At 39.9% G+C, this 25801-nt stretch carries 29 protein-coding genes; 27 read left to right on the plus strand and 2 right to left on the minus strand.

Annotated features, from left to right (window positions below; all coding sequences use genetic code 11):
• The first annotated feature begins 199 nt into the window (after positions 1 to 199).
• The 26 genes from ABD010_RS09855 to spo0A all read left to right on the plus strand — a co-directional run bounded on the left by ABD010_RS09855 (position 200) and on the right by spo0A (position 21792).
• A complete protein-coding gene (locus tag ABD010_RS09855) occupies positions 200 to 709 on the plus strand; it encodes a YqhR family membrane protein (protein ID WP_343812500.1) in 510 nt (169 codons plus the stop codon).
• 80 nt (positions 710 to 789) lie between these two features.
• Positions 790 to 1218, plus strand: coding sequence for a type II 3-dehydroquinate dehydratase (aroQ, locus tag ABD010_RS09860; RefSeq protein WP_343812502.1), 429 nt, complete (start codon positions 790 to 792; stop codon positions 1216 to 1218).
• An 81-nt stretch (positions 1219 to 1299) separates the two neighbouring features.
• Positions 1300 to 2361, plus strand: a complete 1062-nt coding sequence (locus tag ABD010_RS09865; RefSeq protein ID WP_343812504.1) for a M24 family metallopeptidase — start codon at positions 1300 to 1302, stop codon at positions 2359 to 2361.
• An 18-nt stretch (positions 2362 to 2379) separates the two neighbouring features.
• Positions 2380 to 2937, plus strand: a complete 558-nt coding sequence (gene efp / locus ABD010_RS09870; protein WP_343812505.1) for an elongation factor P — start codon at positions 2380 to 2382, stop codon at positions 2935 to 2937.
• 184 nt (positions 2938 to 3121) lie between these two features.
• Positions 3122 to 4048 carry a stage III sporulation protein AA gene (gene spoIIIAA / locus ABD010_RS09875; RefSeq protein ID WP_343812506.1) on the plus strand — a complete coding sequence of 309 codons (927 nt, stop codon included), beginning with the start codon at positions 3122 to 3124 and terminating at the stop codon, positions 4046 to 4048.
• Positions 4045 to 4557, plus strand: a complete 513-nt coding sequence (gene spoIIIAB, locus ABD010_RS09880; RefSeq protein ID WP_343812507.1) for a stage III sporulation protein SpoIIIAB — start codon at positions 4045 to 4047, stop codon at positions 4555 to 4557. Before spoIIIAA ends, spoIIIAB begins: the two co-directional genes overlap by 4 nt.
• An 18-nt stretch (positions 4558 to 4575) precedes the next feature.
• Entirely contained in the window at positions 4576 to 4782 is a 207-nt protein-coding gene (gene spoIIIAC / locus ABD010_RS09885) for a stage III sporulation protein AC (RefSeq protein WP_343812508.1), read from the plus strand.
• Between the two features lie 5 nt (positions 4783 to 4787).
• The gene (gene spoIIIAD, locus ABD010_RS09890; protein WP_343812509.1) at positions 4788 to 5180 is read left to right on the plus strand and encodes a stage III sporulation protein AD; all 393 of its coding nucleotides are present in this window, start codon (positions 4788 to 4790) and stop codon (positions 5178 to 5180) included.
• Positions 5181 to 5209: 29 nt separating this feature from the next.
• A complete protein-coding gene (spoIIIAE, locus tag ABD010_RS09895) occupies positions 5210 to 6412 on the plus strand; it encodes a stage III sporulation protein AE (RefSeq protein ID WP_343812510.1) in 1203 nt (400 codons plus the stop codon).
• Between the two features lie 11 nt (positions 6413 to 6423).
• Positions 6424 to 7050 (plus strand): stage III sporulation protein AF, encoded by a 627-nt coding sequence (spoIIIAF, locus tag ABD010_RS09900; protein ID WP_343812511.1) that lies wholly within the window; start codon positions 6424 to 6426, stop codon positions 7048 to 7050.
• Positions 7047 to 7682 (plus strand): stage III sporulation protein AG, encoded by a 636-nt coding sequence (spoIIIAG, locus tag ABD010_RS09905; protein WP_343812512.1) that lies wholly within the window; start codon positions 7047 to 7049, stop codon positions 7680 to 7682. Before spoIIIAF ends, spoIIIAG begins: the two co-directional genes overlap by 4 nt.
• 9 nt (positions 7683 to 7691) lie before the next feature.
• Positions 7692 to 8246 (plus strand): SpoIIIAH-like family protein, encoded by a 555-nt coding sequence (locus ABD010_RS09910; RefSeq protein ID WP_343812513.1) that lies wholly within the window; start codon positions 7692 to 7694, stop codon positions 8244 to 8246.
• A gap of 469 nt (positions 8247 to 8715) precedes the next feature.
• On the plus strand, positions 8716 to 9222 hold the full coding sequence (gene accB, locus ABD010_RS09915; protein WP_343812515.1) for an acetyl-CoA carboxylase biotin carboxyl carrier protein: 507 nt from the start codon (positions 8716 to 8718) through the stop codon (positions 9220 to 9222).
• A gap of 13 nt (positions 9223 to 9235) precedes the next feature.
• Positions 9236 to 10597, plus strand: a complete 1362-nt coding sequence (gene accC, locus ABD010_RS09920; protein ID WP_343812517.1) for an acetyl-CoA carboxylase biotin carboxylase subunit — start codon at positions 9236 to 9238, stop codon at positions 10595 to 10597.
• A 15-nt stretch (positions 10598 to 10612) separates the two neighbouring features.
• Positions 10613 to 11002, plus strand: a complete 390-nt coding sequence (locus tag ABD010_RS09925) for an Asp23/Gls24 family envelope stress response protein (RefSeq protein WP_343812519.1) — start codon at positions 10613 to 10615, stop codon at positions 11000 to 11002.
• Between the two features lie 158 nt (positions 11003 to 11160).
• The gene (nusB, locus tag ABD010_RS09930) at positions 11161 to 11541 is read left to right on the plus strand and encodes a transcription antitermination factor NusB (RefSeq protein ID WP_343812626.1); all 381 of its coding nucleotides are present in this window, start codon (positions 11161 to 11163) and stop codon (positions 11539 to 11541) included.
• Positions 11542 to 11556: 15 nt separating this feature from the next.
• Positions 11557 to 12408, plus strand: a complete 852-nt coding sequence (folD, locus tag ABD010_RS09935; RefSeq protein ID WP_343812520.1) for a bifunctional methylenetetrahydrofolate dehydrogenase/methenyltetrahydrofolate cyclohydrolase FolD — start codon at positions 11557 to 11559, stop codon at positions 12406 to 12408.
• On the plus strand, positions 12405 to 13757 hold the full coding sequence (gene xseA / locus ABD010_RS09940; protein ID WP_343812522.1) for an exodeoxyribonuclease VII large subunit: 1353 nt from the start codon (positions 12405 to 12407) through the stop codon (positions 13755 to 13757). The genes folD and xseA overlap by 4 nt, the downstream gene beginning before the upstream one ends.
• Entirely contained in the window at positions 13747 to 13980 is a 234-nt protein-coding gene (xseB, locus tag ABD010_RS09945; protein ID WP_343812524.1) for an exodeoxyribonuclease VII small subunit, read from the plus strand. The genes xseA and xseB overlap by 11 nt, the downstream gene beginning before the upstream one ends.
• A gap of 2 nt (positions 13981 to 13982) precedes the next feature.
• On the plus strand, positions 13983 to 14867 hold the full coding sequence (locus ABD010_RS09950) for a polyprenyl synthetase family protein (RefSeq protein ID WP_343812628.1): 885 nt from the start codon (positions 13983 to 13985) through the stop codon (positions 14865 to 14867).
• Between the two features lie 675 nt (positions 14868 to 15542).
• Positions 15543 to 16121 carry a hypothetical protein gene (locus tag ABD010_RS09955; RefSeq protein ID WP_343812526.1) on the plus strand — a complete coding sequence of 193 codons (579 nt, stop codon included), beginning with the start codon at positions 15543 to 15545 and terminating at the stop codon, positions 16119 to 16121.
• A 34-nt stretch (positions 16122 to 16155) separates the two neighbouring features.
• Complete coding sequence (locus ABD010_RS09960) at positions 16156 to 16977, plus strand: TlyA family RNA methyltransferase (RefSeq protein ID WP_343812528.1); 822 nt, start codon at positions 16156 to 16158, stop codon at positions 16975 to 16977.
• Between the two features lie 13 nt (positions 16978 to 16990).
• On the plus strand, positions 16991 to 17440 hold the full coding sequence (gene ahrC, locus ABD010_RS09965; RefSeq protein WP_343812530.1) for a transcriptional regulator AhrC/ArgR: 450 nt from the start codon (positions 16991 to 16993) through the stop codon (positions 17438 to 17440).
• An 18-nt stretch (positions 17441 to 17458) separates the two neighbouring features.
• Complete coding sequence (recN, locus tag ABD010_RS09970; protein WP_343812532.1) at positions 17459 to 19165, plus strand: DNA repair protein RecN; 1707 nt, start codon at positions 17459 to 17461, stop codon at positions 19163 to 19165.
• A gap of 396 nt (positions 19166 to 19561) precedes the next feature.
• On the plus strand, positions 19562 to 20764 hold the full coding sequence (spoIVB, locus tag ABD010_RS09975; protein WP_343812533.1) for a SpoIVB peptidase: 1203 nt from the start codon (positions 19562 to 19564) through the stop codon (positions 20762 to 20764).
• Positions 20765 to 21009: 245 nt separating this feature from the next.
• The gene (gene spo0A, locus ABD010_RS09980) at positions 21010 to 21792 is read left to right on the plus strand and encodes a sporulation transcription factor Spo0A (RefSeq protein ID WP_343812535.1); all 783 of its coding nucleotides are present in this window, start codon (positions 21010 to 21012) and stop codon (positions 21790 to 21792) included.
• 78 nt (positions 21793 to 21870) lie between these two features.
• Here spo0A and ABD010_RS09985 read toward each other — a convergent pair whose 3' ends face one another.
• Positions 21871 to 23226, minus strand: coding sequence for an aspartate kinase (locus ABD010_RS09985; protein WP_343812537.1), 1356 nt, complete (start codon positions 23224 to 23226; stop codon positions 21871 to 21873).
• 71 nt (positions 23227 to 23297) lie between these two features.
• On the minus strand, positions 23298 to 23531 hold the full coding sequence (locus ABD010_RS09990; RefSeq protein ID WP_343812539.1) for a DUF2627 domain-containing protein: 234 nt from the start codon (positions 23529 to 23531) through the stop codon (positions 23298 to 23300).
• A gap of 147 nt (positions 23532 to 23678) precedes the next feature.
• Between ABD010_RS09990 and ABD010_RS09995 the strand changes: the two genes are divergently transcribed.
• Entirely contained in the window at positions 23679 to 25742 is a 2064-nt protein-coding gene (locus ABD010_RS09995; RefSeq protein ID WP_343812541.1) for a sigma 54-interacting transcriptional regulator, read from the plus strand.
• The last annotated feature ends 59 nt before the right edge of the window (positions 25743 to 25801 follow it).

Below are 25801 nucleotides of genomic sequence, written 5' to 3' on the forward strand. Positions count from 1 at the left end.
TTATAATAAATGCACATTTTTACATTATTACCTCTCAAAAACATTATATGCATTATTACTATTATTTCCCATTTATTTAAAAATAAACAATTCAACCCCTTTACATATTATTTTACTAGAAAAGTGCCCGTAAAACTAGTTATAAAAGCCATGATTTGATTTGGTTCATTTGGTAACACTAAAAATGGAGGTGGAAAGAATGAAAGTTGATAAAGAACTTAGTCAAAATAATCGGGAAGAATCCATGTCCGTTACAGCAAAATCTCTTGTTACAGGGTTTGCGGGCGGTTTAATCTGGAGTACCCTGGGTTTAATTATGTATTTTTTCAGTTTCTCGGAAGTAGCTCCCAGAAGTTTTGTTCTACGTTCCTGGAACACGGCTGAATGGACAAGTGGCTGGCTGGGCAATGTTCTCTCAATTATTATTATCGGCTTACTGTCACTCATCAGTGCATTTATTTACTATGGATTGTTCCGGAAAGTTAATACACTCTGGATGGGAGCCGCATTCGGAATTGTTTTGTGGGTTATTATCTTTTTTGTCCTTCAGCCGGTTTATCCAAATGTTCCCGATCTTGTGAATTTAAACAGTTATACAATTGTTTCAACCATTTGCCTGTATATTCTTTATGGAACCTTTGTTGGTTATTCCATTTCATATGATTATGCTGACACAGTCAAAAAAGATGAACAGCAAAAGGAAAACTAAAATTCAAACAATTATTCAAATGCGATTGTTTATGATAAACTGTACTAGTCTGATTATATACAAGGGAATGGAATAATGTTATGAAACGTCTTTTGTTGTTGAACGGCCCAAACATTAATTTGCTGGGAAAACGGGAAGAAGAATACTATGGTGAATTTACAATGCAGCATATCGAAGAAAATCTGGCCGCATTGGTTACGGCGCACGGGTTTAAACTGGACACCCGGCAATCCAATCATGAAGGCAGACTGGTTGATTATCTTCAGGAAGCAAATGGAGAATATGAAGGGATCATATTTAATCCTGCTGCATATACACATACCAGTATTGCGCTTCGTGATTGCATTAAGGCGATTGAAACTCCTGTGATTGAAGTACATATTTCCAACGTGCACAGCAGGGAGGAATTTCGTCGCCATTCTATGCTGGCGCCTGTTTGCTATGGCCAAATCGTTGGGTTGGGGGTTTCAGGCTACCGGCTGGCTGCGATGGCATTCATGGACTGTTAAGAAAGCATAATACTTTTTTACCGCATAAGTGCAACCTACAGAAAGGGTTAGTTTTCTAAAAAATTGGGGAGGAATGATGGCGTGAATAAGATTGAAAAATTGCGAAAATCATTAGGGGAAAATAATCTGGATGCGATATTAATTACAAGCCCTTATAACAGAAGATATATAACGAATTTTACCGGAACTGCCGGAGTGGCAATTGTCAGCATGAATGACTCCAGGTTTGTCACAGATTTTCGATACATAGAACAAGCAACTGAACAAGCTGCTGATTTTAAAATTGTTGAGCATAAAAAACCAATTCATCAAGTTATAAATGAACAGTTAAAGGAATTAGGTGTTCAAAAGGTCGGTTTTGAAAAAGATCATGTAACATTCTCCACGTATGAGCTGTACGAAAAAACAATGGATGTTAAACTTGTTCCTGTAAGCGGACTTGTTGAGGAACTTCGGCTGATCAAAACAGCGGAAGAATTGGACGTTTTGAAGCAGGCAGCCAATATAGCAGAAGATGCTTTTTCACATATCCAAGCCTATATTAAACCAGGTGTAAAAGAAATCGATATTTCGAATGAACTGGAATTTTACATGCGTAAACTGGGGGCTGAATCATCCAGTTTTGATACGATTGTCGCTTCCGGCTATCGTGGTGCATTACCGCACGGTGTTGCTTCTGATAAAAAAATACAATCCGGTGAACTGATAACATTGGATTTTGGTGCATATTACAATGGATATTGTTCGGACATCACCCGTACTGTCGCAGTTGGCGAATTGGATGATGAGCAAATGGAGATATACAATATTGTTCAGGAAGCGCAAAAAAGAGGTGTAGAGGGACTAAAACCTGGGATGACCGGAATAGAGGCTGATGCACTGACCCGGGATTATATTACCGAAAAGGGATACGGTGAATATTTCGGACATTCCACTGGTCATGGTGTCGGATTGGAAGTTCATGAAGGACCCGGACTTTCCTTCAGATCAGAGAAAAAATTAGCACCCGGCATGGTCGTAACCGTAGAACCGGGAATTTATGTACCTGAAGTAGCCGGATGCAGGATTGAAGATGATATTGTTATTACTGAAAAGGGCTATGAGCGTTTAACATTAGCTCCAAAAGAACTAATTACTTTATAGTGTCGAGGAGGATTTTGCATGATATCGGTAAACGATTTTAAAACTGGTTTAACTATTGAAGTGGAGAATGAAATATGGCAGGTTATGGATTTTCAACATGTAAAACCAGGAAAAGGTGCTGCGTTTGTTCGCTCAAAACTCCGTAATTTACGAAATGGCAATATTCAGGAAAAAACGTTTCGTGGCGGGGAAAAAGTAAACCGGGCACATATTGAAAATAATAAAATGCAATATTTATACGCATCTGGGGATACGCACGCATTTATGGATACGAATACGTATGAACAGCTTGAACTTCAGACGAGTCAAATTAAAGATCAATTGAACTATATGAAAGAAAATATGGAAGTTTCTGTTGTCACGTACGAAGGTGAGGTACTCGGAGTTCAACTCCCGAATAACGTTGAACTCACAGTAACTGAAACCGAACCCGGAGTAAAAGGTGATACGGCCAGCGGCGGTTCAAAACCGGCAACAATGGAGACCGGTTTGATTGTCCAAGTTCCATTCTTTGTCAATCAGGGCGAGGTTTTGGTTATCAATACTGCGGATGGCAAATATGTTTCAAGGGCATAAATTAGATAGTTTCAACGTCGAAGAGCGGTCCAATCGGGCTGCTCTTTTTTTATGTCCAGGAAATAGTTTGTCCGTTGCTAAACGGGCGCTTCCACTCTTCCTCTGTACAATCATTTCGCTTCTGTCATATTTTAATGGGACAAACATACATTTATAAAAAAGCTTATTTCAGTGAGGTAATACAATGGAAGAAATTTTACGATTATTCCCGGATTCAATCAAAAAGGTGATTGAGCGGCATACATTGCACCGTCAGCATGCATTACAGGAAATTCGAGTTCGGTTGTTTCGGCCGATTGAACTTATTTTTGATGGGCATGCGGAATGGCTGAAATCAACCATACCTTATAAGCGGGATGGTGTGCATATATTAAATCAGATAAGTGATTTTTCACTTTATCGGATGGAGGATGAGCTCCGCGAAGGATACGTTACTATTGAAGGAGGGCACCGAGTCGGGCTCGCCGGAAAAGTCAATACACTGAATGGATCGGTTAAAGCAATTCAGCATATTGCCTATTTTAATATACGAATTGCCAAACAAAAAATTGGTTGCGCGGAAAAACTAATACCCTTTCTTCATCAGGAAAGTTACCTGAATACGCTTATTGTGGGGCCGCCACAGTCGGGTAAAACTACTCTGATACGTGATGTTATTCGATTGATATCTACCGGATGGGGCCGAAATGTCGGATATAAAGTAGGTGTTATTGATGAAAGATCCGAAATAGCCGGTTCTAAAAAGGGGGTCCCCCAACATGATATTGGCTTGCGGACCGATGTTATGGATGCATGTCCAAAAGCTGAGGGAATGATGATGATGATTCGCTCCATGTCCCCTGAAATACTGGCGGTAGACGAAATAGGCGGAAATTCTGATGTCGAAGCGCTGATGGAAGCGATTAATGCGGGAGTTACCATTATGTGCACAATCCACGGAAAGTCGCTTGCAGAATTACAGAAGAGACCGTCACTAAAAGTTTTATTTCAGGCAGATATTTTTCAACGTGTAGTTATTTTGGACAGATATGGACAACCTGGGCAACTCCACCAAATCATGAACCAGCGGGGTGAAACAATATACAGAGAAACCGGGGTGCTTGGAAGATGAAGTGGATAGGAGCAATGCTGCTGATCGGCACAACTACATGGGCAGGTTTTCAAATCAGTAAAAGACTGAATGAGCGGCCTAAACATATCAGACAAATGAAAAATGCATTGCAAATTCTGGAGGCAGAGATTTTGTACAGTCAGTTGTCGCTAAAAGATGCTTTTATGACTATTTCCAAACAAATTCCAGAGCCAGTCAGCTCATTCTTTGAAACTGCCGCACTCTCACTTGAAGAAAAAAATACTGATTTGTTCAGTATGTGGAATCAACGGTTGATTGAACTCTTTACCTCATCCGCATTAGGTGGAAATGAACATGAAATCCTTAAACAATTTGGCAGAACACTTGGTCAGCATGACTTTGACCAGCAACAAAAACATATTCAGCTTACAATTAAACATCTGGACCGTGAGCTGGAGGACGCTAGGGACAATCAGTTTAAATATGGCAAAATGGCTAAAAGCTTGGGCTTGCTGAGCGGCTTATTCATTGTATTATTGCTCATTTAGGAAGAAAGGGGAACATCCATGGCTATTGATGCATCCATTTTATTTCAAATTGCAGGTATTGGAATTATTGTGGCATTGATTCATACCATTTTGAAGCAGATGGGGAAAGAAGAAATTGCCCAATTTGCCACTTTGGTTGGATTTATCATCGTCATGGTAATCGTCATTAATGAGCTTTCCGACCTGTTTCAGCAAATTAAGTCAGTATTCCTTTTCCAGGGGTAGTTGATATGGAAATTATTCAAATTGTCATACTCGGTCTTATTGCCAGTATTTTATATATCATATTGAAAGATGTAAATAAGGCGTTTGCTTTTTTTCTGATTCTTATTACCGGTATCATCATTTTTCTGATGGTCATCAGGCAAATTACTGTAATTTTTCAACTGATTGAATCCCTTGGCGAAAAAGCAAATGTGAATGGGATGTATATGACTACCATCTTAAAGATTATTGGTATTGCGTACATTGCCGAGCTTGGAGCAAATTTAACCAAGGACGCCGGACTGAATTCAGTGGCAACAAAAATTGAACTTGCCGGCAAAATATTTATTTTATTACTGGCAATACCGATTATAACAGCCGTAATTGAAGCTATCATAAGTTTTATCCCGTCAGCCTAATCCGATTCTGAAAGGAGTTTTTAATGTGAATGGTACGAAATAGATGGATTGTTTTTGTCTTATTCACTGTGATACTTCTCTTTTCAGTTCAGTTAAAGGTTTATGCCTCTCCTGATTCTGACGCGCCTGAAGCAAACGAAACTTCTGAATCAACCGAAAAACAGATGGTGGACAGCATTTCTCTCGATGGTGTACAGAAATATTGGAAAAAACTTGTAAATGAATATGACGGCTATTTACCAGTTCTTGAGAAAACCAGTGTAGCAGAGTTTATTAAAGACAATGGTTCTTTATCTGTTAAAAGTACTGTGAAAGGTCTGATTGAATATTTGCTGCATGAGCTGATCGTCAACGGAAAACTATTGGGATTGCTGTTGATGCTTGCATTGTTTTCCATTGTCCTGCAAACCATGCACACTGCTTTTGAACAAAGCACAGTTAGTAAAGTCGCCTATTATGTGGTTTATATCGTGCTGATATTTCTGGCATTAAACAGTTTTTATCTGGCGGTATCGTATGCTAAAGCTGCTGTTGATACGATGAGTGGGTTTATGATTGCTTTGCTCCCGCTTATGCTTGGGTTGATGGCGACACTCGGCAATGTTATTACCGTTTCCTTTTTTCACCCGATTATTGTGTTTCTGATTCATTCCAGCGGTGTGCTGGTCTCAAAATTTATTTTGCCGTTACTGTTCTTATCAGCATTATTGTTAATTGTCAGCAGTTTGAATGAAAATTATAAAGTTACCCATCTGGCTAATCTTTTTAAAACGGTGGGAATGGGAACGTTAGGCGTTTTTTTAACGATCTTTCTGGGAGTAATGTCAGTTCAAGGTGCTTCCAGTGCCATTCAGGATGGGGTTGCCATGAAAACAACCAAATTTATAACCGGAAATTTTATTCCTGTAGTTGGCCGAACCTTTACAGATGCTGCCGACACGATATTAAGTGCGTCCTTGTTATTGAAAAATGCTGTTGGAATTGTAGGAGTTGTCATCATTGTATTTATAGCCATTTTTCCGGCGCTGAAAATCGTCGCCATTGCCATAACGTATAAACTTGCGGCAGCTGTTTTGCAACCTGTGGGGGACGGGCCGTTAATTACCAGCCTGAACACAATAAGTAAATTTATGCTTTATATTCTGGCTTGCTTGCTGACGGTGACCTTGATGTTCTTTTTGTCAGTAGTCATATTAGTTGCAGCCAGTAATATTACATTGCTCCTTCGCTAGGGGGAATTTTGATGGAAGTGCTAGTTGACTGGGTCAGTAAGATTATTATTTTCCTGTTGTTGGCCTCGATAATTGATTTGCTGATACCGGCAACATCTATGAAGAAGTATATCAAACTTGTGGTCGGACTGATTTTAATTTTAATTTTATTAAAACCGGTTTTTTATTTATTTGATTTGAATATTCAACAAGCTGTCATGACAACATTTCAACAGATTGAAATGGAAAATACAGCTGCTGATCAGGTAAAAAATAAGATGAAAACACAAAAAAATGAAATACAAGCATCACAACATGCATATGTATTAGAACAGATGACCTCAAAGTTAAAAAAAATGGCTGACGATCCACTGAAGAACGATTATCAGGCACAAATTTCAGACATCAATTATCAATTTGCAACGGAAGACGAACTCACATTTGAAAATCTTTCGGAGGTAGTTGTCTATGTAAGGGGAGCAGAAAATGAGGGAATAACAGTGGATACAGTGGAGGACATCACCATTAACACGGACAAGCCGGTCATCAATGATACTGGAAAGAAGCTGGAAGGGATAAAGTCACTGCTTTATAAAGTGTGGGAAATTCCCGAAGAAAAGCTGAAACTTACGGTTAAATGGGAGGGAGGGTCAACTTGAAGGAGAAATTATTACGTTTTTTAAGATCCAAAAAACCGGAACAATCAGACAAGCTGTCCCGGAAAAGCGGCTATATTATCATCATTGGTCTAATCGGTCTGCTGTTAATCATCATCGGAAACTCTTTTTCCCCGGACCCTGAAGAGGAACAACAAACAATCAGAAATATTCCGGAACAGACGGAAAAGCCTGCAACTGAAACGTTTTCCGACAAGTCCAAAAGTTCTTCTGATGTCAGCGAAATTGAGGCAAGTTATGAAAAGGAATTGACGGACATGCTAAATAAAATTAACGGAGTTTCAGACACTGAAGTAATGGTGAACTTGAATTCAACAAAAATTAAAGTATATGAAAAGAATTTGATTACCGGCCAGCAAACAACTAAAGAAACAGATAAGAAGGGCGGAACAAGGGAGATTGAGGACAGTTCAAAAGAGACACAAGTTGTCCTGGTAAGGCAGGGAGACAAGGAGGTGCCACTGCTTGTTCAAACCAAAAAACCGGAAGTAAGGGGGGTATTTATTGTTGCTGAAGGAGTGGATCATGCAACAGTAAAAAAATGGATTATAGATGCAGTATCCAAAGTACTTGATGTTCCAACACATAGAGTTTCTGTAATGCCAAAAAATTAGGAGGATGGAATGATGTTAAAGAAACAAACAGTTTGGCTGTTGACGATGTTGAGCTTGATGATTGTATTAAGTGTTTATTATGTAACTTCACCAAGTGGAGGGGATTTTGCCTACGTGGATGATGGCAGCAATGAAACGGAGCAGGCATCATCATCGGACAAAGCCAATAAGGGAGAAGCTAAGGTCGATGACGTTTCCAATCTTGGAGAGGACCAGCTATTTACAATGATAGAAATGGAGATTCAGAATGAAAGAAGTAAAGTGAAAGATCGCTTGAATGACGTAGTAGCTTCCAGCAGTGCTTCTATTCAGGAAAAAAATGAAGCGCGCAGTAAAATGAATCAGCTTGATGAATATACGTCCAAAGAAGCAATTCTGGAAAAATCAATTTTAACCTCAAAAGATTATAAGGATGTTCTTGTCCGCTATGATGAAGATAAGGTACATGTTCATGTAAAAACGGATAAATTGTCCAAAACAGAAGCGGTAAATATTATGCAGATGGTTTACGATGAATTCGGAGACATCCCTGTCAGTGTTGACCCACAACCTGTTGAAGGATAATTCCCAAGAGATGATAGTAAAACCGGACTGAACTGAAGTCCGGTTTTTTTAGTTGGCAGATAAGAAAGTATAAAACTTTCTTACTGCATAGGTGCAACTAAGGCTGTCACCTAAAGGCTTGGTGACAACCAAGTTTTCTAATCAGACCAAGCAAACTCTAATCCCCTTCATCGCTGTAATCCGTATTTCCTGCTTTGAAGACAATTTTGGTTTAATATCCTGTGGTGAAAGAAAGAACTACGCTGAACTAAGTTTTCTGCTGAACCATGCCAAATGGGCATTAACGCTTTCGAAGTATGAAAATTATTCGCATAATCCAATAAACACTGATATAATTACTCAGTGGAAACGTTTTACGATTGAAGAAACAAGCGTAGTTGAAGGCAGATAGAAGCTTGTCGTAAAATGGTAGTAAATGAATGATTACATCTGAATTTATTTAGAATGAAATGAAGGGGTGCGAAACACAATGTTAAAAGTACAAGAAATACGTGAATTAATAAAGTTAGTTGATCAATCAGCAATCGACGAATTCACTTACGAATCAGATGGAACAACCGTTACCATGAAAAAGTCAGGTGCGGAGTCAACTGCTGCCCCTGTAGTACAGGAACAGCGGCCGGTCGAACGTCCGGTTGAAACGACTGAAATAAGAGAGCCTGAGGTAAAGGTTGAGGAGAAGAAAGAGACTGTACATACCGAACAAACGGACCAGGAAGAACCGCCAGCTGATTTTGATTATGAGATTGTTTCTCCGATGGTTGGAACCATGTATTCTTCACCTAATCCGGAAAGCGATGCATATGTAAATAAAGGTGCAAAGGTAGAGAAGGATACGATTGTTTGTATCGTGGAAGCAATGAAACTTTTTAATGAAATTGAAGCGGAAGTATCAGGTGAGATTGTAGAAGTATTAGTGGAAGATGGAGAATTGGTGGAATATGGTCAGCCATTATTCAGAGTTAAGACGAAATAAGGGGATGTAGCTTGTGATTAAAAAGCTGTTAATTGCAAACAGAGGTGAAATAGCCGTTCGAATTATCCGTGCTTGCAAAGAAATGAGCATCGATACGGTTGCGGTTTATTCGGAAGCGGATAAAGATGCATTACATGTGCAGATGGCAGATGAGGCATATTGTATTGGCCCTACACTCAGTAAGGACAGTTACCTTAATTTTACTAATATAATGAGTGTGGCAACCTTAACAAAAGTGGATGCCATTCATCCAGGTTATGGATTTTTGTCTGAGAATGCGGACTTTGCCGAAATATGTAAGGCATGCAACATTACATTTGTCGGTCCAAGTTCCGAAGCTATCCAAAAGATGGGTGTAAAAGACGTTGCGAGGGAAACGATGAAGAAAGCTAATGTTCCGGTTGTCCCTGGCTCAGAAGGTGTTATTGAAAACGAAGAAGAAGCGATCAAAGTCGCAGGGGAAATCGGATATCCGGTTATTATCAAAGCGACTGCAGGTGGCGGTGGAAAGGGTATCCGGGTTGCTGAAAACGAAGAAGACCTGCTGAAAGGGATTCGGGTAACCCAAAAGGAAGCTGAAACAGCATTCGGAAACCCTGGTGTGTATCTTGAAAAATATATTCAGGATTTTCGTCACGTGGAAATTCAAATACTGGCAGATCAACATGGAAATGTTATCCACCTTGGTGAAAGGGATTGTTCGATTCAGCGCAGGCTGCAAAAACTTGTTGAAGAGTCACCTTCCCCAGCATTGACACCCGAGATTCGTGCCAAAATGGGTGAGGCATCTGTGATGGCTGCAGGAGCAGTCGATTATGTAGGGGCCGGTACGATTGAATACATTTTTGACCGTAACACACATGAATTTTACTTCATGGAAATGAATACCCGTATCCAGGTGGAACATCCGGTTACGGAAATGGTCACAGGTGTTGATTTGATTAAGGAACAAATTCATATAGCAAATAACGAAAAACTTTCCTTTAAACAGGAAGACATTGAATTTGACGGCTGGGCTATTGAGTGCCGAATTAATGCGGAAAACCCGTATAAGAACTTCATGCCTTCACCTGGAAAAATTGAAACGTATCTTCCGCCTGGTGGTTTGGGAGTTCGGGTCGATTCTGCTGCGTATCAGGAATACAGTATACCCCCGTTTTACGATTCCATGGTAGCCAAATTAATCGCGTATGGTCCGACCCGTACAGAGGCAATAAACCGTATGCGCCGCTCATTGGATGAATACGTTGTTGAAGGTGTTTATACGACAATTCCATTTCATCGGCAAATAATGGAACATGATGTATTTATAAAGGGTGACTTCAACACGAAATTCCTGGAGGAAAATCCGATTGAAGAAAAGAAGGATATATAAAGGAGGAGTTTGAGTATGAGCGAACAGCCTTTATTGGACGTAAGTGGAGATACGAGTCTGGGCAAGGTCGAGATTGCACCGGAAGTCATTGAAGTGATAACCGGTATTGCCGCTTCAGAGGTTGATGGTCTGTCATCAATGCGAGGTAACTTTGCTACTGGGGTCGTTGAACGGTTTGGTAAAAAGTCCCACAGCAAAGGTGTTAAAGTAGAGCTTACCGAAGAGGGTATACTCATCGATTTATTTGTTGTGTTAAACTTTGGTGTTTCCATTCCGCAGGTTGCACAAAAAGTTCAGGATAATATCCGCCAAACGCTGAAAAATATGACTGCCCTTGAGATTGACGAAATAAATATCCATGTAGTTGGAATTCAAATGGATGATGAGGCAGATGATAACGAATAATATGTTCGAGGTCAGGGGAGTTGTTCCCTTGGCCTTCATTTCTTTTTAATGTAAAAAACGGCTGTAAATACCAGCACTATCCCGAAACGCATGTGGCTTTGCATAAATATTCATGTTATTATTTGAACAGAGAGATGACTTAAAAGGAGCAATTGATGATGAAACGTCACGCAGCAAGAGAAAAAGCGCTTCAAATCCTGTTTCAATTGGATATGAATGACAATGACCCAAAACAGGCCGTAGAGGATCATCCGGAAACATTAGAACTGGATGAATTTTTGATGACACTTGTGCAGGGTGTAGCAACACACAAAGTAACAATAGATCAAACAATCGCCGGCCACTTAGACAACTGGTCAATCGATCGGATAGCATCTGTGGAAAAAACAATTCTAAGGATAGCAGTTTATGAAATTAAATATGAAGACGATATTCCGGTCGGGGTTTCCATAAATGAAGCGGTTGAGCTGGCCAACGTATACGGGGATGAGAAATCCGGAAAATTTGTGAATGGTGTTTTATCCAGCATAATTGCCTGAAAAGGAGATGGGGAAATGACCGCAGAAGTTATTAATGGGAAAGAATTGTCGCAGTCACTTCGTAATGAGATGACAGAAGAAGTATCACAATTAAAAGAGCAGGGAATCACTCCACATTTAACCGTTATCTTAATTGGTGATGACCCTGCTTCAAAATCCTACATCAGGGGTAAAGAAAAAGCATCATATGAAACTGGTATATCATCAGAATTGATAGAATTGCCTTCTTCAACCACTGAACAGGAGTTATTAAGCCAAATTTATGATCTGAATGATGATAACAATGTTCATGGTATTCTGGTTCAATTGCCGCTTCCTTCACACATTCATGAACAACACATTATCGAAGCGATTGATCCAAAAAAAGATGTGGATGGTTTTCATCCGGTGAATATTGGAAGAATGATGATCGGAAAAGATACATTTCTTCCCTGTACACCCCATGGTATTATAACGATGTTAAAGTCAAGACAGATTTCAATTGAAGGGAAAAATGCAGTTATTATCGGCAGAAGCAATATTGTCGGTAAACCGGTCGGCCAATTGCTGCTGAATGAAAATGCTACTGTTACATATTGCCATTCAAAAACAAAAAACTTAGTGGATCACACGAAAAATGCAGATATTCTTGTTGCTGCAGTTGGCAGACCAAATGCGATTGATGATGAATTTGTGAAAGAGGGTGCAGCGGTAATCGATGTTGGGATTAACAGGTTGGATGACGGAAGTCTGACCGGTGATGTTGACTTTGACAGTGTAAAGGAAAAAGCATCCTATATAACTCCGGTTCCAAGGGGTGTTGGTCCGATGACAATTACCATGCTGTTAAAAAATACAATAAAAGCTGCGAGAGGATTTCATCAGTGAAAGATAAGTATTTAACGGTTACTGCGCTTACAAAATACATTAAAAGAAAATTTGATACAGATCCGCATTTAAAGAATATTTGGCTTGGAGGTGAAATTTCCAATTTTAAACACCATATTCGAGGACATATGTATTTAACGATTAAAGATGACAATAGCCGAATACAAGCTGTGATGTTTGCTGGAAATAACCGTCGCCTGAAATTCACTCCGGAAAACGGAATGAATGTTTTAATTAAAGGTGAAATAGGTGTATTTGAGCCTTATGGCCAGTATCAATTATATATTCAGCAAATGGAACCGGATGGAATTGGTTCCCTGTACCTCGCCTTTGAACAGCTTAAAGAAAAATTAAACAAGCTTGGTTATTTTCATAAAGACCGTAAAAGAGAAATACCGAAATATCCCAAGAAAATAGGGATCATTACATCACCGACAGGAGCAGCCGTACGAGACATTATCACAACGTTAAGACGAAGGTATCCGATTGCGGCAACAACTGTTATTCCGGTGCTTGTTCAAGGCACTGCTTCTCCGGAATCCATTCGGAAGGCCATTGACCGTGCCAATAATTTGGGGAATTATGATGTGCTGATTGTTGGACGTGGAGGTGGTTCGATTGAAGAATTGTGGAGTTTTAATGAAGAAATTGTGGCTGATGCCATTTATCGTTCAGCAATCCCGGTTATTTCAGCGGTTGGCCATGAAACAGACGTTACCATAAGTGATTACGTTGCTGACCTTAGAGCTCCTACACCAACCGGAGCGGCTGAGCTTGCAGTTCCTTCCCAGCTGGAACTTTCTGAAAAGATTATCGGTATGGAAAGATCACTAACAAGAATCATGCATGAACAGCTTTCTGGCAGCAGCCAAATGTTGAACAGACTGAAACAATCCTATGCCTTCAGATATCCGGAACAATTGGTTACACAGAAGGAACAGGAACTGGATAAGCATGTTGACCGTCTAGATAAAGTGCAAAAAAGCCAATATGAACGAAAAAAAGAAGCCTATACCAGCCTGAAGATAAGGTTATCGGCTCAGCATCCGTCTGTTCAGTATGAGCGGGCTGTCAAAGAAATGAATCAGCTTGTAAAACATATGAATCAATTTATGAATCAAATCCTGGAACAAAAAACGGCAAGGTTAACCAGCGCAATTGAGAAATTGACATTGTTGAATCCGCTGGAAACAATGAAACGCGGCTATGCCATTCCATATTCCAGTTCAGGAAATATTATGAAATCAGTTAAGCAAATTAATAAGGATGACCAGATCGCTGTGAGGTTTTCCGATGGTACTGCGGATTGCCATGTACTGGGAGTAAAGGAGGACAACGATGGAAAATGAAAATAATGTCTCTTTTGAAGAGGCAATGGATCAGCTTGAGCAAATTGTGGCAAAACTTGAAGAGGGAGATGTAGCCCTGGAAAAAGCAATCACTTACTATCAGCAGGGAATGAAGCTTTCCAAGGTTTGCAATGATAAATTAAAGAATGTGCAGGAAAAGATGACACAGATTGTAAATGAACAGGGAGAGCTTGAGATTTTTGAGGTAGGAGAGGAAGAGTGACTGTGCAGAACGATTTGGACAGATATATCGAGGAAGGAAAAATGGTCACTGAAGAAAAAATGACAAATGAATTGCGCAATCTTGAAATACCTGAACAATTGAAGCAATCCATGCTGTATTCCATCGAGGCCGGCGGTAAACGCCTTAGGCCAATCCTTATGATGGCCAGTTGCGGGGCGTACAGCAGTGACAGAAGTAAGGTATTGTCAACTGCTGTGGCGCTGGAAATGATTCATACGTATTCATTGATTCATGATGATTTGCCGGCAATGGATAATGATAATTTAAGAAGGGGAAAACCAACAAATCATAAAGCTTTTGATGAAGCTACTGCAATACTTGCTGGCGATGCACTATTAACATATAGCTTTGAACTGATAACACAGGATTCAAGGCTTACTGATCGCCAAAAAGTTTTTTTGACAGGTTCATTATCGCAAGCCAGCGGACCAAAAGGGATGGTTGCAGGTCAGATTCTGGATATGGATGCTGAAACGAAAGACGTGACACTGGAAGAGCTGGAAACCATTCATATGTTTAAAACAGGTGAGTTGGTCAAATTTGCCGTCAAAGCGGGTGCTTTCATCGGCAATGCTTCCGCAGAGCAGCTGACCTATTTGGATGAATTTGCCCATTACTTGGGGCTGATTTTCCAGGTGCAGGATGATATTTTGGACGTTACCGGTGATCCGGAGAAAATAGGCAAACCTGTTGGAAGTGATGAGGAAAATGAAAAGAATACGTATCCCAGGTTACTTGGCCTTGATGGCGCAATCGAAAAGAAACACCACTACGTAAATAAGGCAAAGGAGGCATTGGAAAATGCCGGTGCAGATTCCTCGTACTTAATGCTTCTGACGGATTATTTCAGTAATCGTGAATATTAATATGTATAGATGATCCCAATAAAATATGTTATAATAATACCAGAAAGGAATGGTGCAGTATTCTAGTCAGTCCTCCGTTCCTCAAGGCGGGGCTAAAAATCCGCCAAAGGGCACATCGATGAAGTTCCTTGTGTTGGCTTGAGGCGCCCAGCCTTGGGTCAGTGCTGGGAGTTAAGGTTTTCGGGCGATCCACAAAGGCATGTGGGCGTTGACCCGATTACCGCGGAGGCCCATCTCTGTAGTGGTAACTAAGCCTAGGAACCATTATGGAATGGGGTATGAACCTGTAGAACGAGGTAAGGGACACCTTGTTTTCAGCGTAGCCTGCCTTGAGTGGTGATGAGGGGATTAGGGCTTGTGAATTTCAATCCGGCGGCCACCGGTTTGTTATTTTTATCCCTATGAAATCAGCGCTGCAAAAGAGGCTAGGGAGCGGCCAAAGACTGCTGAGGAAATCTCCTAGACTGTTCCCGGACATTTAAAAGGGATTATAGTGCGGACTTAGTGGTAATCCAGTCCGGCTTTTGGTGACAAGGCCGAGATGGTTTTAATGGGGAACCGCCCATATGGCAACATAGGGTAACCATCTGGGAAAACCAACTGGACCTATGCCGCAGTTTTTACCTTTTAGATGACCATTCCTTTGTACATATATTGTTTAGAACGAGGTTAATGATGAACTCACAATTAAAAAAATCAATTAAATTCAGTGTTACCATTGCCGTTATCACGTTTGTGCTAGCGGCTGTTTTTTCAGTAGTGTCCACATCCATTCTCAGTGATGTTGTTTGGATAATTGGCTCCATGATTGTGCTCATTATTGTTTTGATTGGGGTACTTTTCGATATGTTGGGTATCGCATCGACCGCTGCTTCTGAACCGCCCTTTCATGCGATGGCAGCAGAAAAAGTACAAGGTGCAAAAGAAGCAGTTGCCATTATCCGAAATGCGGACAAATTTGCCAGCTTCTGTAATGATGTAATTGGTGATATCTCGGGTATTGTAAGCGGTACCGCTTCAGCAATCGTCGTATTGCAGATTTCAAACATGTTCGGTCACTCTGAAGGGACTTCATTTCAGATTACATTGTCGGTTACTGTAACCAGCATTATTGCGGCATTAACTGTTGGAGGTAAAGCCCTTGGAAAATATGCTGCAATAAACTCATCCACTAAAGTGATTTTTTTTGCGGGTAAAGTTGTGGCATTTCTCGAAAAAAATCTTAGAGTACGTTTGCTCCCAAAAAGCAAGTGATAAGAAACAATAATTAGACAAAGGATACTATACGATGGCAAAAAAAAGGCTTGACGTTCTGTTGGTTGAACGAAATTTAATTGAGACGAGAGAAAAAGCAAAGCGTGTTATTATGGCTGGACTTGTTCTCAGTAATCATAATCGGCTTGATAAGCCAGGAATGAAAGTTGATGAAGAAATTCCACTGACGATTAAACAAAAATTAATTCCCTACGTTGGACGTGGTGGACTGAAGCTTGAACGGGCATTGAAATATTTTCCCATTTCGCTTGAGAATAAAATAATGGTGGATGTTGGATCATCGACAGGGGGATTTACTGACTGTGCACTGCAAAATGGTGTACAGTATTGTTATGCAATCGATGTGGGCTACAACCAGTTGGACTGGAAACTCCGGAATGATGACAGGGTTATTGTAATGGAGCGCACTAATTTTCGGTACGTTACTTCTGATATGCTGATGTATGACTTGCCGGACTTTGCCAGTATTGATGTGTCGTTTATTTCGCTGAAACTGATTCTTCCGGTTCTAGCTGATTTATTAAAGGAAAACAGTGATGTTGTTGCTCTGATTAAACCGCAATTTGAAGCAGGTCGCGACAAGGTGGGGAAAAAAGGAATAATACGGGATAAAGCAGTACATCTTGAAGTGCTGAAAAATATAACAGCTTTTGCCGAAAATACAGGTTTTCATGTTCTGGATGTAACTTACTCCCCTATAACAGGTGGAGACGGTAATATTGAATTTTTGGCGCATTTAGGGTGGAAAAAAGAAAGACTGCATCCTGATGATTACATTGATTTCAATACTGTTGTAGACAACGCACATACAAAATTAAAGGCTGAGAAAGCTTAAATGGAGGCATTCCATGAGTAAAATACAACGTCATATAAAAATCCGCGAACTGATAACAGAAAATGAAGTGGAAACACAGGATGAACTTGTGGATCATCTGAAGTCACTCGGATATAACGTGACTCAGGCTACTGTATCCAGGGATATTAAAGAACTCCATCTTGTAAAGGTTCCCTCAACGAGCGGAACATATAAATATAGTCTTCCCGCTGATCAGCGCTTTAATCCACTTGATAAACTAAAAAGATTAATCATGGATGCTTTTGTTAAAATTGAGCATGCAAATCATTTTATCGTGTTAAAAACATTGCCTGGAAACGCACATGCCATTGGAGTTCTGATTGATAATTTAGGCTGGGATGAAATTATGGGAACCATTTGCGGTGATGATACATGTCTGATTATATGCAGAACAGAGGAAGATTCGGTTCGTACAAAGGACCGCTTTTTGGGTATGTTGTAACGTTGGGGGTGTCATATCGTGCTCACAGAACTTTCGATTAAAAACTTTGCAATCATCGACGAAATTTCGTTTACACTAAATGAAGGACTATCTGTTCTTACCGGTGAGACAGGAGCCGGGAAATCAATTATCATTGACGCCATTAAATTGCTTGCAGGGGGACGCGGCTCAGTTGAGTTTGTTCGACATGATACTAAAAAAGCCGAAATTGAAGGTTTATTCACGATTGATTCGACCAATCATTCGGTTTATCGGACAGGCGAACATTATGGGATTGATATTCAAGATGAAATGGTAGTTCTCCATCGGGTTGTAACTGCAGGCGGAAAAAGTATATGTCGTGTAAACGGTAAACTGGTGACACTTGCTATTTTAAGGGAATTTGGCAGACTTTTGATTGATATCCACAGTCAGCATGAAACGCAATCATTGATGGATGCGGATAACCATATTAATTTACTGGACATGTATGACGAGAAAAACATTACAAAAGCTAAAAATGAATATCTGAAACTTTATAACAAACTTTTCTCACTCCGAAAAAGGTATCGTCAATTAAGTGAAAATGAACAGGAAATGTCACAGCGGCTCGATCTGCTGCAATTTCAATATAATGAACTTGAACAAGCTGAATTAGTGCCAAATGAAGATATAGATCTGGGAGAAGAGCGGCTTCAGCTTGCAAATTTTGAACAGATCTACAGAAGTCTTCAAGATGCGTATAATGCATTATATGGAGAGCAAAAAGGTCTGGAATGGTTAAATATAGCCAGCCAGGCACTTCAGAATAACAAGGATTTCGATAATTTTATCGCTGACAAGGCAGAGGAAATGTCCAATCATTATTTCATGGTTGAAGAACTCATGTATGATGTACGAAATTATACAGAAACGCTGCACCATGATCCTCAGCGGTTAAATGAAATTGAGTCCCGCTTGAATGAGATCAACCGACTAAAGAAAAAATACGGAACAACGGTAGAAGAGATGCTGGAATATATGGCAAAAACAGAAGAGGAAATTGAACAGATAACAAATAAAGACTCACATCTCAGTAACTTACATGATGAGATTGAGGAAATAAAAAAGGATGCATATCTTGAGGCTCAACAACTTCATGATTTACGACAACGTGCAGCAGATTCCATGACGGAAGAAATTCACAAGGAATTGAAAGGTCTTTATTTGGAGAATGCATCTTTTTTTGTTTCATTTAATACAAAGCAAGGATATCAATCTGCAGATATTCATTTGCATCAAAACGGATACGATTATGTGGATTTTCTAATTTCCACGAATGCTGGCGAACCCCTCAAAGAATTGAACAAAGTTGTATCAGGTGGGGAATTGTCAAGAATAATGCTGGCTTTGAAAACAATTTTTGCGAAACATCAAGGAATAACAAGTGTAATTTTTGATGAAGTGGACACTGGAGTCAGTGGCAGGGTGGCACAGGCAATAGCTGAAAAAATAAATCTTATTTCCGAAAAATCCCAGGTTCTGTGTATTACGCATTTACCACAAGTTGCTGCAATGTCAGATACACATATTCTGATTAATAAACAGGAGAAAAATAATCGGACATACACAGACATCCGGGAGTTGTCAGCAGACAGGAAGATTGAAGAACTCAGCAGAATGTTAACAGGCACGAAATTAACCGATACAGCTAAGAGGCACGCAGAGGAACTGCTGGAATTGGCTTCAGCTCATAAAGAAAAATAATGGATAAATTTATGGAAAAGCCAGAAGCTAAAACGACTGGCTTTTTTTAATTGCTCTTTTTTAAATGTTATTGCTAATATGCCACATACAGTTAATCACCACCGTACTTTGGTACTTTGCCGGGGATTCGCCGTATAAATGTGCAATCGCGCCGTACTTTCGCCTCCAGACGCCGATAGACTGCAAAATGACAGCGAGCATATTCCAGCTGCGTGGTCGGTGAGTCCAGCTTTAGATTTTGTAGTCGTTTCAACAAACACCTATACGAAAACAGCCATTATTATTAAAGGAAATGTTACACATCTTTTCTTATTATCCACCAGTTTAAAAAAATGCTGCGAAGCCAAATTAAAAGTGAGAAATAAATAAGGTATGGGTCAGGAATGAGGAGAGTGAATGAATTTGGTTAAAAAAGGAATTTGGATGGGTTTACTGCTCCTTTTTATAATTTCAGCAGTGCCTTTTGCGCAAAACCATCTTTCCATACCTGATCATATGCCAGCTGATCATCAATCCGCTGAAAAACTCGCGGTATTCGAAGCTGGTGGAGAAACCGGACCATGGCAGTTGCTGAGCAAATTAACAGGAATTCCGGGAACTACGGCAGAGGCCTCTGAACTGGACGACCTTCGGATAATTCCCGGAGGACAATCAATTGGTGTTCAGCTTCATACACTTGGGGTTTTAGTCGTTGGTCATCATCAGGTAAAAGGTGCAGATGGAATGGTGTCTCCAGGAGAAAAGGCAAATATAAAAGTCGGAGACGTCATTTTAAAAATGAACGGCAAAGATATTCAAAAAATGGAAGATGTAAAACCGATTGTAGAAAAAGCCGGTAAAAATAACGAGCCGCTTAAATTAACCATAAAACGTGGAGACAACAAAATAAAAACTAAACTGGATCCGGTTAAAAACAAAGAAGATAACTATCTGATTGGGCTTTATATACGGGATTCGGCAGCAGGAATAGGGACAATGACTTTTTACGATCGGGATTCAAAAAAATACGGTGCATTGGGACACGTCATATCTGATATGGATACTCAAAAACCGATTGAAATTTATAACGGAACAATCGTACGTTCAACAGTTACCTCTATCCAGAAAGGGGATAACGGGAAACCCGGTGAAAAACAGGCGACATTTTCGATGGAGGAAGATAGGATTGGAACCATTACGAAAAACAGTCCATTCGGTATTTTTGGTGAATTAAACAAACCGCTTAACGACGGTAATTACACCAAGCCAATGCCCGTCGCAAAGTCGCATGAAGTTAAAGAGGGACCTGCAAAGATATTAACAGTAATTGACGGAGAGAAAGTGGAAGAATTTGATGTTGAAATTGTGAGCAGTGTTCCCCAAAGTCATCCGGCGAAAAAAGGAATGATTGTTCAGATTACTGATCCGGAGCTGCTAAAGAAAACAGGTGGAATTGTTCAGGGTATGAGCGGCAGTCCAATTATTCAGGATGGAAAAATTATTGGAGCTGTGACACATGTGTTTGTTAATGATCCAACATCGGGTTACGGAGTTCATATTGAATGGATGCTTCAGGAGGCAGGCATTATTGAAGGAGATGCTCAGAACAAAGCAAGCTGATTAAGTGACTTGTTATAGGATTCACCTATGACAAGTCATTTTTGTTGTTTCATATCCGTCCGCCATATATTTTTCGACAATATATGTCATTATATATCAAATTTAATCGATATAGCGTAAAAATTAATGTATATTAAAGAAAATCAAAAAAATTATAAAGTTTTTTAAATAAAAGAAGGATATTTGATTCTTATGTCGAATATGTACTGTGGAAGAGCTCGAATTACATAAAGGAGGAAGTTTCAGTGGATAAAATTTCAGTATGCTTGGTTGACGACAACAGGGAACTTATTCAGTTAATGGAGGAGTATTTTGATTCAACTGATGATATTGAGGTCATCGGAACTGCTTTTAATGGCAGAGACTGTCTGGAAATGATGGAAGAAAAAGAACCGGACGTATTAATATTGGATATTATTATGCCGCATGTCGATGGCCTTGCAGTTTTAAATAAATTGCGTGAAACAGAACGAAACAGCTATCCGAATGTGATTATGCTCACCGCTTTTGGGCAGGAAGAAGTAATGAAAAAGGCGGTTGATTTGGGGGCATCCTATTTCATTCTTAAACCATTTGACTTGGACAATCTCTCCGATCAGATTCGTCAGGTTCAAGGAACAAACACTTCCATTCCTGCGAGTACGAAAAAAGTTGGAAGCAGGGATCTGAAGAAGAAAGATCTGGAGGCGAGTATTACGAATATTATTCATGAAATTGGAGTTCCAGCCCATATTAAAGGTTATATGTACCTCAGAGAAGCAATTACAATGGTTTACAATGATATTGAGCTTTTGGGGTCCATTACAAAGGTACTGTATCCGGATATTGCCAAGAAATTTAACACGACAGCTTCACGGGTTGAACGCGCCATTCGGCATGCGATAGAGGTTGCCTGGAGCCGTGGGAATATCGAGTCAATTTCCAAACTGTTCGGTTATACGGTAAGTATTTCCAAGGCAAAACCGACGAATTCTGAGTTTATCGCAATGGTAGCTGACCGTCTGAGATTGGAGCATAAGGCAAGTTAGTGTTATATAAAAATTGCAAATAATTATCCCGTATCACCCTAATGGTGGTACGGGATATGTTTTTTCTGTAGTTATTTGTTATTCGTCATCATTAAAAAACACTTCATACAATGATTTAATCGCACTTTCCAAATCATCGGACTGAATCCCAAACATCATGGAAACGTCCGAGGACCCCTGATTAATCATCTCAATATTAACATTCGCTTGCGTAAGTGCTGTTGCAGCCTTTTTGGCAATTCCGACTGTACTCATCAGTCCTTCTCCGACAATCATAACCATAGCAAGATTTCGGTGCATTTTTATATTGTCCGGCCCCAGTTCATCCTGGACACGTCTTAACACTTTTTTCTCTTTTTCGTATGGAAAGTTGAAGTCGCGAATAATGACTGACATATCATCGATCCCTGATGGTGCGTGCTCGAATGAAATCGATTCGTCTTCCAGTATCTGAAGTAATTTTCGTCCAAATCCGATTTCCCGGTTCATTAAGTATTTGCTGACGAACATACTTGAAAAACCGGTGTCCCCAGCAATTCCTATAACGCATTTTTCGTGATGTTTTTTTTCAGCAACGATTAATGTTCCTGGAGCGTATGGGTTGTTTGTATTTTTAATGCTGACGGGTATTTGATGCTGAAAGGCTGGTATGAGTGCTTCATCATGAAAAACCGAAAAGCCGGCATATGATAATTCACGCATTTCCTTATATGTTAATGTCGTGATTTCTTTTGGGTTGTTAACAATTGTGGGATTTACGGAATACACCGAATCAACATCGGTGAAATTCTCATACAGATCTGCTTTAACCCCTGCAGCAACAATTGATCCGGTTATATCTGATCCCCCCCTGGGAAACGTCATCAGTTGTCCATCATTTGTATAACCGAAAAATCCGGGAATGATCATGATTTCATCGTTTTCACGAAGCTTGTACAGTTTTTCATAGCTTTCATCCAAAATTTGTGCTTGCCCCGGGTCGTCACTGACGATAATGCCGGCATCTTTTGGATTAAGATAGGTAGCATTTAATCCCAATTTTGTCAGATACATGCTGATAATTTTTGCGCTGCTGTCTTCACCAACCGATTTCAGTTTATCCATTTTGGTCCTGTCAGAAGAATCGTCTGAAATAATTGTTAAAATGGATTGTTCCAAGTCCTGTAAAAAATGTTGCTCAATTTCAAGTTCTTCGGCAATTTCCAAAAAACGATTGAGAACTGTCTGAAGCCGTTTAGCGTAGTCTTCCTTATTAAGGACGCTTTCGGCCAATTGAATTAACAGGTCGGTGACTTTGACATCTTCTTTATTCCTTTTTCCTGGCGCGGAAACGACGATTATTTTCCGTTCAGGATCATCTTTGATAATGTCACCGACTTTTCTGATTTGTTCTGAATTTGCTACGGAACTTCCCCCGAATTTCGTTACTTTCATTAAAATCTCTCCATTTTTACTTTTTTTATAGTTTAACATATTTTCTAAATATAAAAAGATGACTTTAAAGGTCATCTTTGATTTCTTTTCGTATGAAGTTGTCTTTTACGGTCGCGATGGACAATAAAGCCGCCGATAAAAGCAATCCCTGCTATAAATAGCACAAGACCTGCCGTAAATTGAATGCCGATATGCAAAAATATTGGATTATAATCATCAAATAAAGTATCACGCATGAGTTTAATTCCATATGCCGAAATCAACCCTGGGATAAACAGCAGTAAAGCTGCAATGATGCGAACCATATTACTTCCCTCACTAATTCTCTCTGAAAGATTTCTTTTTTAATTATAGCAGATGCTTGTTCAAAATAGAAATTAAATCATATTTGCTAAATATTGCAGAATACCGTATGATGATGATATGCAAAGTATTGCAAGGTGGGGGAATTCATGAAAAATGTATTGATTGTTGGTGCGGGTAAAGGTGGAAGTGCCTTGCTGAAGATTTTGTACAATACGGATCGCATGAAAATGACCGCTGTCGTCGATCACAATCCCGATGCTGCCGGAATTATACAAGCCAGCGAAATGGGTATTCCTACAGGTGAAAACTGGCGGGATTGGATTCACAAAGATATCGATATTGTGATTGAAGCCACAGGAAATGAAGATGTACTGAACGATTTACTGGAAACCACCAGTCGATCAACCGTTGTAATTCCCGGGTCAGTTGCTTACATAGTATCAGAACTGTTGGAAGAAAAGGAATTATTGGTTAAACGGCTTCAGTTGCAAAGTGAGAATCAGGAGTTGATTCTAAATAATATTCGTGACGGCATGATTGTTATTAATGACCAGGAACAGGTTCAGTTTGTCAATAAGAGTGCTGAGCGGATTACAGATGTGGCAAAAGATCACTTCATTGGTAAAAACATCAAGAATGTAATTGCCGGGACAAGACTTCCGCATGTAATTCGAAGCAGAAGGCGGGAGGTTAACCAGAAGCTCGTTCTGGAAAACGGTAAAAAGGTGATTACAACCAGAATGCCGATTATTAATATGGAAGACAGGCTTATTGGGGCTTTTGCTGTTTTTAAGGATATTACTGAGGTTGTGAACCTGGCCGAGGAAAATACCGATCTCAAGGAAATCAAAACGATGCTGGAAGCGATTATCCAATCATCCGACGAAGCAATCAGCGTCGTGGATGAAAGTGGAACAGGCATTATGATAAATCCGGCATATACCAGAATAACCGGACTCAGGGAGTCTGACATAGTTGGGGCGCCAGCTACGGCAGATATTTCTGAAGGTGAAAGTATGCATATGAAGGTTTTGAAAACCCGTCGTGCAGTTCGTGGAGTCCGAATGAAGGTCGGTCCTGGCAAACGGGACGTACTCGTTAATGTGGCGCCGGTGATTGTTGACGGGAAAATAAAGGGAAGTGTCGGTGTACTGCACGATGTCTCTGAGATTAAGACACTGACAAGTGAGCTGAAACGTGCAAGGCAGATTATTCGGAATCTGGAGGCAAAATATACGTTTGATGACATAATTGGTGCATCAGAAGAAATGAAAATATCGCTTGAACAGGCGAAGGTCGGTGCAAAAACTCCTGCTTCGATTTTGCTTAGGGGTGAATCAGGTACCGGTAAGGAATTGTTTGCGCATGCCATTCATAATGAAAGTGACCGCAAGCATAATAAATTTATCCGGGTAAATTGTGCTGCCATCGCCGAATCGATATTGGAAAGTGAACTATTCGGTTATGAGGAAGGTGCTTTTTCCGGAGCAAAACAAGGTGGTAAGAAAGGTTTATTTGAGGAGGCAAATCTCGGCAGTATATTTTTGGATGAAATAGGCGAATTATCGCTGCACATGCAGGCAAAATTGCTTCGGGTTTTACAGGAGAATGAAATTGTCCGTGTAGGCGGAACAAATCCGATTACACTGAATGTTCGAATCATAACTGCTACCAATGTCAATCTGGAAAAAGCGATTATGAACAAAACGTTCAGAGAAGATTTGTATTACCGCTTAAACCGGCTGCCGATTTATATTCCATCACTACAGGAGCGAATTGATGACCTCCCTGACTTAATACGCCATATCATTAATAAAACCAATCAGGATTATGGGCGCAATGTTAAATCTGTCAGTGAACAAGCCTTTGAGTATTTAAAAACCTATCATTGGCCGGGAAATGTCCGTGAACTGGAAAATGTCATTGGCCGGGCTATGATTTATATGGATATGAATGAAGAAGTAATACAGAAAAACCATATTCCTGATTTGACTGGAACAGCTGCCAGGAAAGATGACAGAAAAGCAGTCATCCCGGCAATCCCTGATCAAAGTCTGCAGCAGGCTGTAAATAACTTTGAAAAAGAATATATCCGGAAAGCATTTGAAAAAAATAATTATAATAAAACGAAAACTGCTAAAGAACTGCAAGTCTCCATCCGCAATTTGTATTACAAGCTTGAAAAGTATAGCATGCAAAATTTTTCATAACTGCAATTATTTGCAATGAGAAAAAAGATAAAATAAAGCGCTTACAACAATTCGTGGTT

The sequence above is a fragment of the Virgibacillus siamensis genome (genome assembly GCF_039522605.1).
GTDB classification, from domain to species: domain Bacteria; phylum Bacillota; class Bacilli; order Bacillales; family Amphibacillaceae; genus Lentibacillus; species Lentibacillus siamensis.

What these genes read in the sequence shown, in the direction of transcription:
- ABD010_RS09855 (WP_343812500.1), top strand. Translation starts at nt 200, where the DNA reads ATGAAAGTTGATAAAGAACTTAGTCAAAATAATCGGGAAGAATCCATG.
- aroQ (WP_343812502.1), top strand. Translation starts at nt 790, where the DNA reads ATGAAACGTCTTTTGTTGTTGAACGGCCCAAACATTAATTTGCTGGGA.
- efp (WP_343812505.1), top strand. Translation starts at nt 2,380, where the DNA reads ATGATATCGGTAAACGATTTTAAAACTGGTTTAACTATTGAAGTGGAG.
- spoIIIAA (WP_343812506.1), top strand. Translation starts at nt 3,122, where the DNA reads ATGGAAGAAATTTTACGATTATTCCCGGATTCAATCAAAAAGGTGATT.
- spoIIIAB (WP_343812507.1), top strand. Translation starts at nt 4,045, where the DNA reads ATGAAGTGGATAGGAGCAATGCTGCTGATCGGCACAACTACATGGGCA.
- spoIIIAC (WP_343812508.1), top strand. Translation starts at nt 4,576, where the DNA reads ATGGCTATTGATGCATCCATTTTATTTCAAATTGCAGGTATTGGAATT.
- spoIIIAD (WP_343812509.1), top strand. Translation starts at nt 4,788, where the DNA reads ATGGAAATTATTCAAATTGTCATACTCGGTCTTATTGCCAGTATTTTA.
- spoIIIAE (WP_343812510.1), top strand. Translation starts at nt 5,210, where the DNA reads ATGGTACGAAATAGATGGATTGTTTTTGTCTTATTCACTGTGATACTT.
- spoIIIAF (WP_343812511.1), top strand. Translation starts at nt 6,424, where the DNA reads ATGGAAGTGCTAGTTGACTGGGTCAGTAAGATTATTATTTTCCTGTTG.
- ABD010_RS09910 (WP_343812513.1), top strand. Translation starts at nt 7,692, where the DNA reads ATGATGTTAAAGAAACAAACAGTTTGGCTGTTGACGATGTTGAGCTTG.
- accB (WP_343812515.1), top strand. Translation starts at nt 8,716, where the DNA reads ATGTTAAAAGTACAAGAAATACGTGAATTAATAAAGTTAGTTGATCAA.
- ABD010_RS09925 (WP_343812519.1), top strand. Translation starts at nt 10,613, where the DNA reads ATGAGCGAACAGCCTTTATTGGACGTAAGTGGAGATACGAGTCTGGGC.
- nusB (WP_343812626.1), top strand. Translation starts at nt 11,161, where the DNA reads ATGAAACGTCACGCAGCAAGAGAAAAAGCGCTTCAAATCCTGTTTCAA.
- folD (WP_343812520.1), top strand. Translation starts at nt 11,557, where the DNA reads ATGACCGCAGAAGTTATTAATGGGAAAGAATTGTCGCAGTCACTTCGT.
- xseB (WP_343812524.1), top strand. Translation starts at nt 13,747, where the DNA reads ATGGAAAATGAAAATAATGTCTCTTTTGAAGAGGCAATGGATCAGCTT.
- ABD010_RS09955 (WP_343812526.1), top strand. Translation starts at nt 15,543, where the DNA reads ATGAACTCACAATTAAAAAAATCAATTAAATTCAGTGTTACCATTGCC.
- ABD010_RS09960 (WP_343812528.1), top strand. Translation starts at nt 16,156, where the DNA reads ATGGCAAAAAAAAGGCTTGACGTTCTGTTGGTTGAACGAAATTTAATT.
- ahrC (WP_343812530.1), top strand. Translation starts at nt 16,991, where the DNA reads ATGAGTAAAATACAACGTCATATAAAAATCCGCGAACTGATAACAGAA.
- spoIVB (WP_343812533.1), top strand. Translation starts at nt 19,562, where the DNA reads ATGAATTTGGTTAAAAAAGGAATTTGGATGGGTTTACTGCTCCTTTTT.
- ABD010_RS09985 (WP_343812537.1), bottom strand. Translation starts at nt 23,226, where the DNA reads ATGAAAGTAACGAAATTCGGGGGAAGTTCCGTAGCAAATTCAGAACAA.
- ABD010_RS09990 (WP_343812539.1), bottom strand. Translation starts at nt 23,531, where the DNA reads ATGGTTCGCATCATTGCAGCTTTACTGCTGTTTATCCCAGGGTTGATT.
- ABD010_RS09995 (WP_343812541.1), top strand. Translation starts at nt 23,679, where the DNA reads ATGAAAAATGTATTGATTGTTGGTGCGGGTAAAGGTGGAAGTGCCTTG.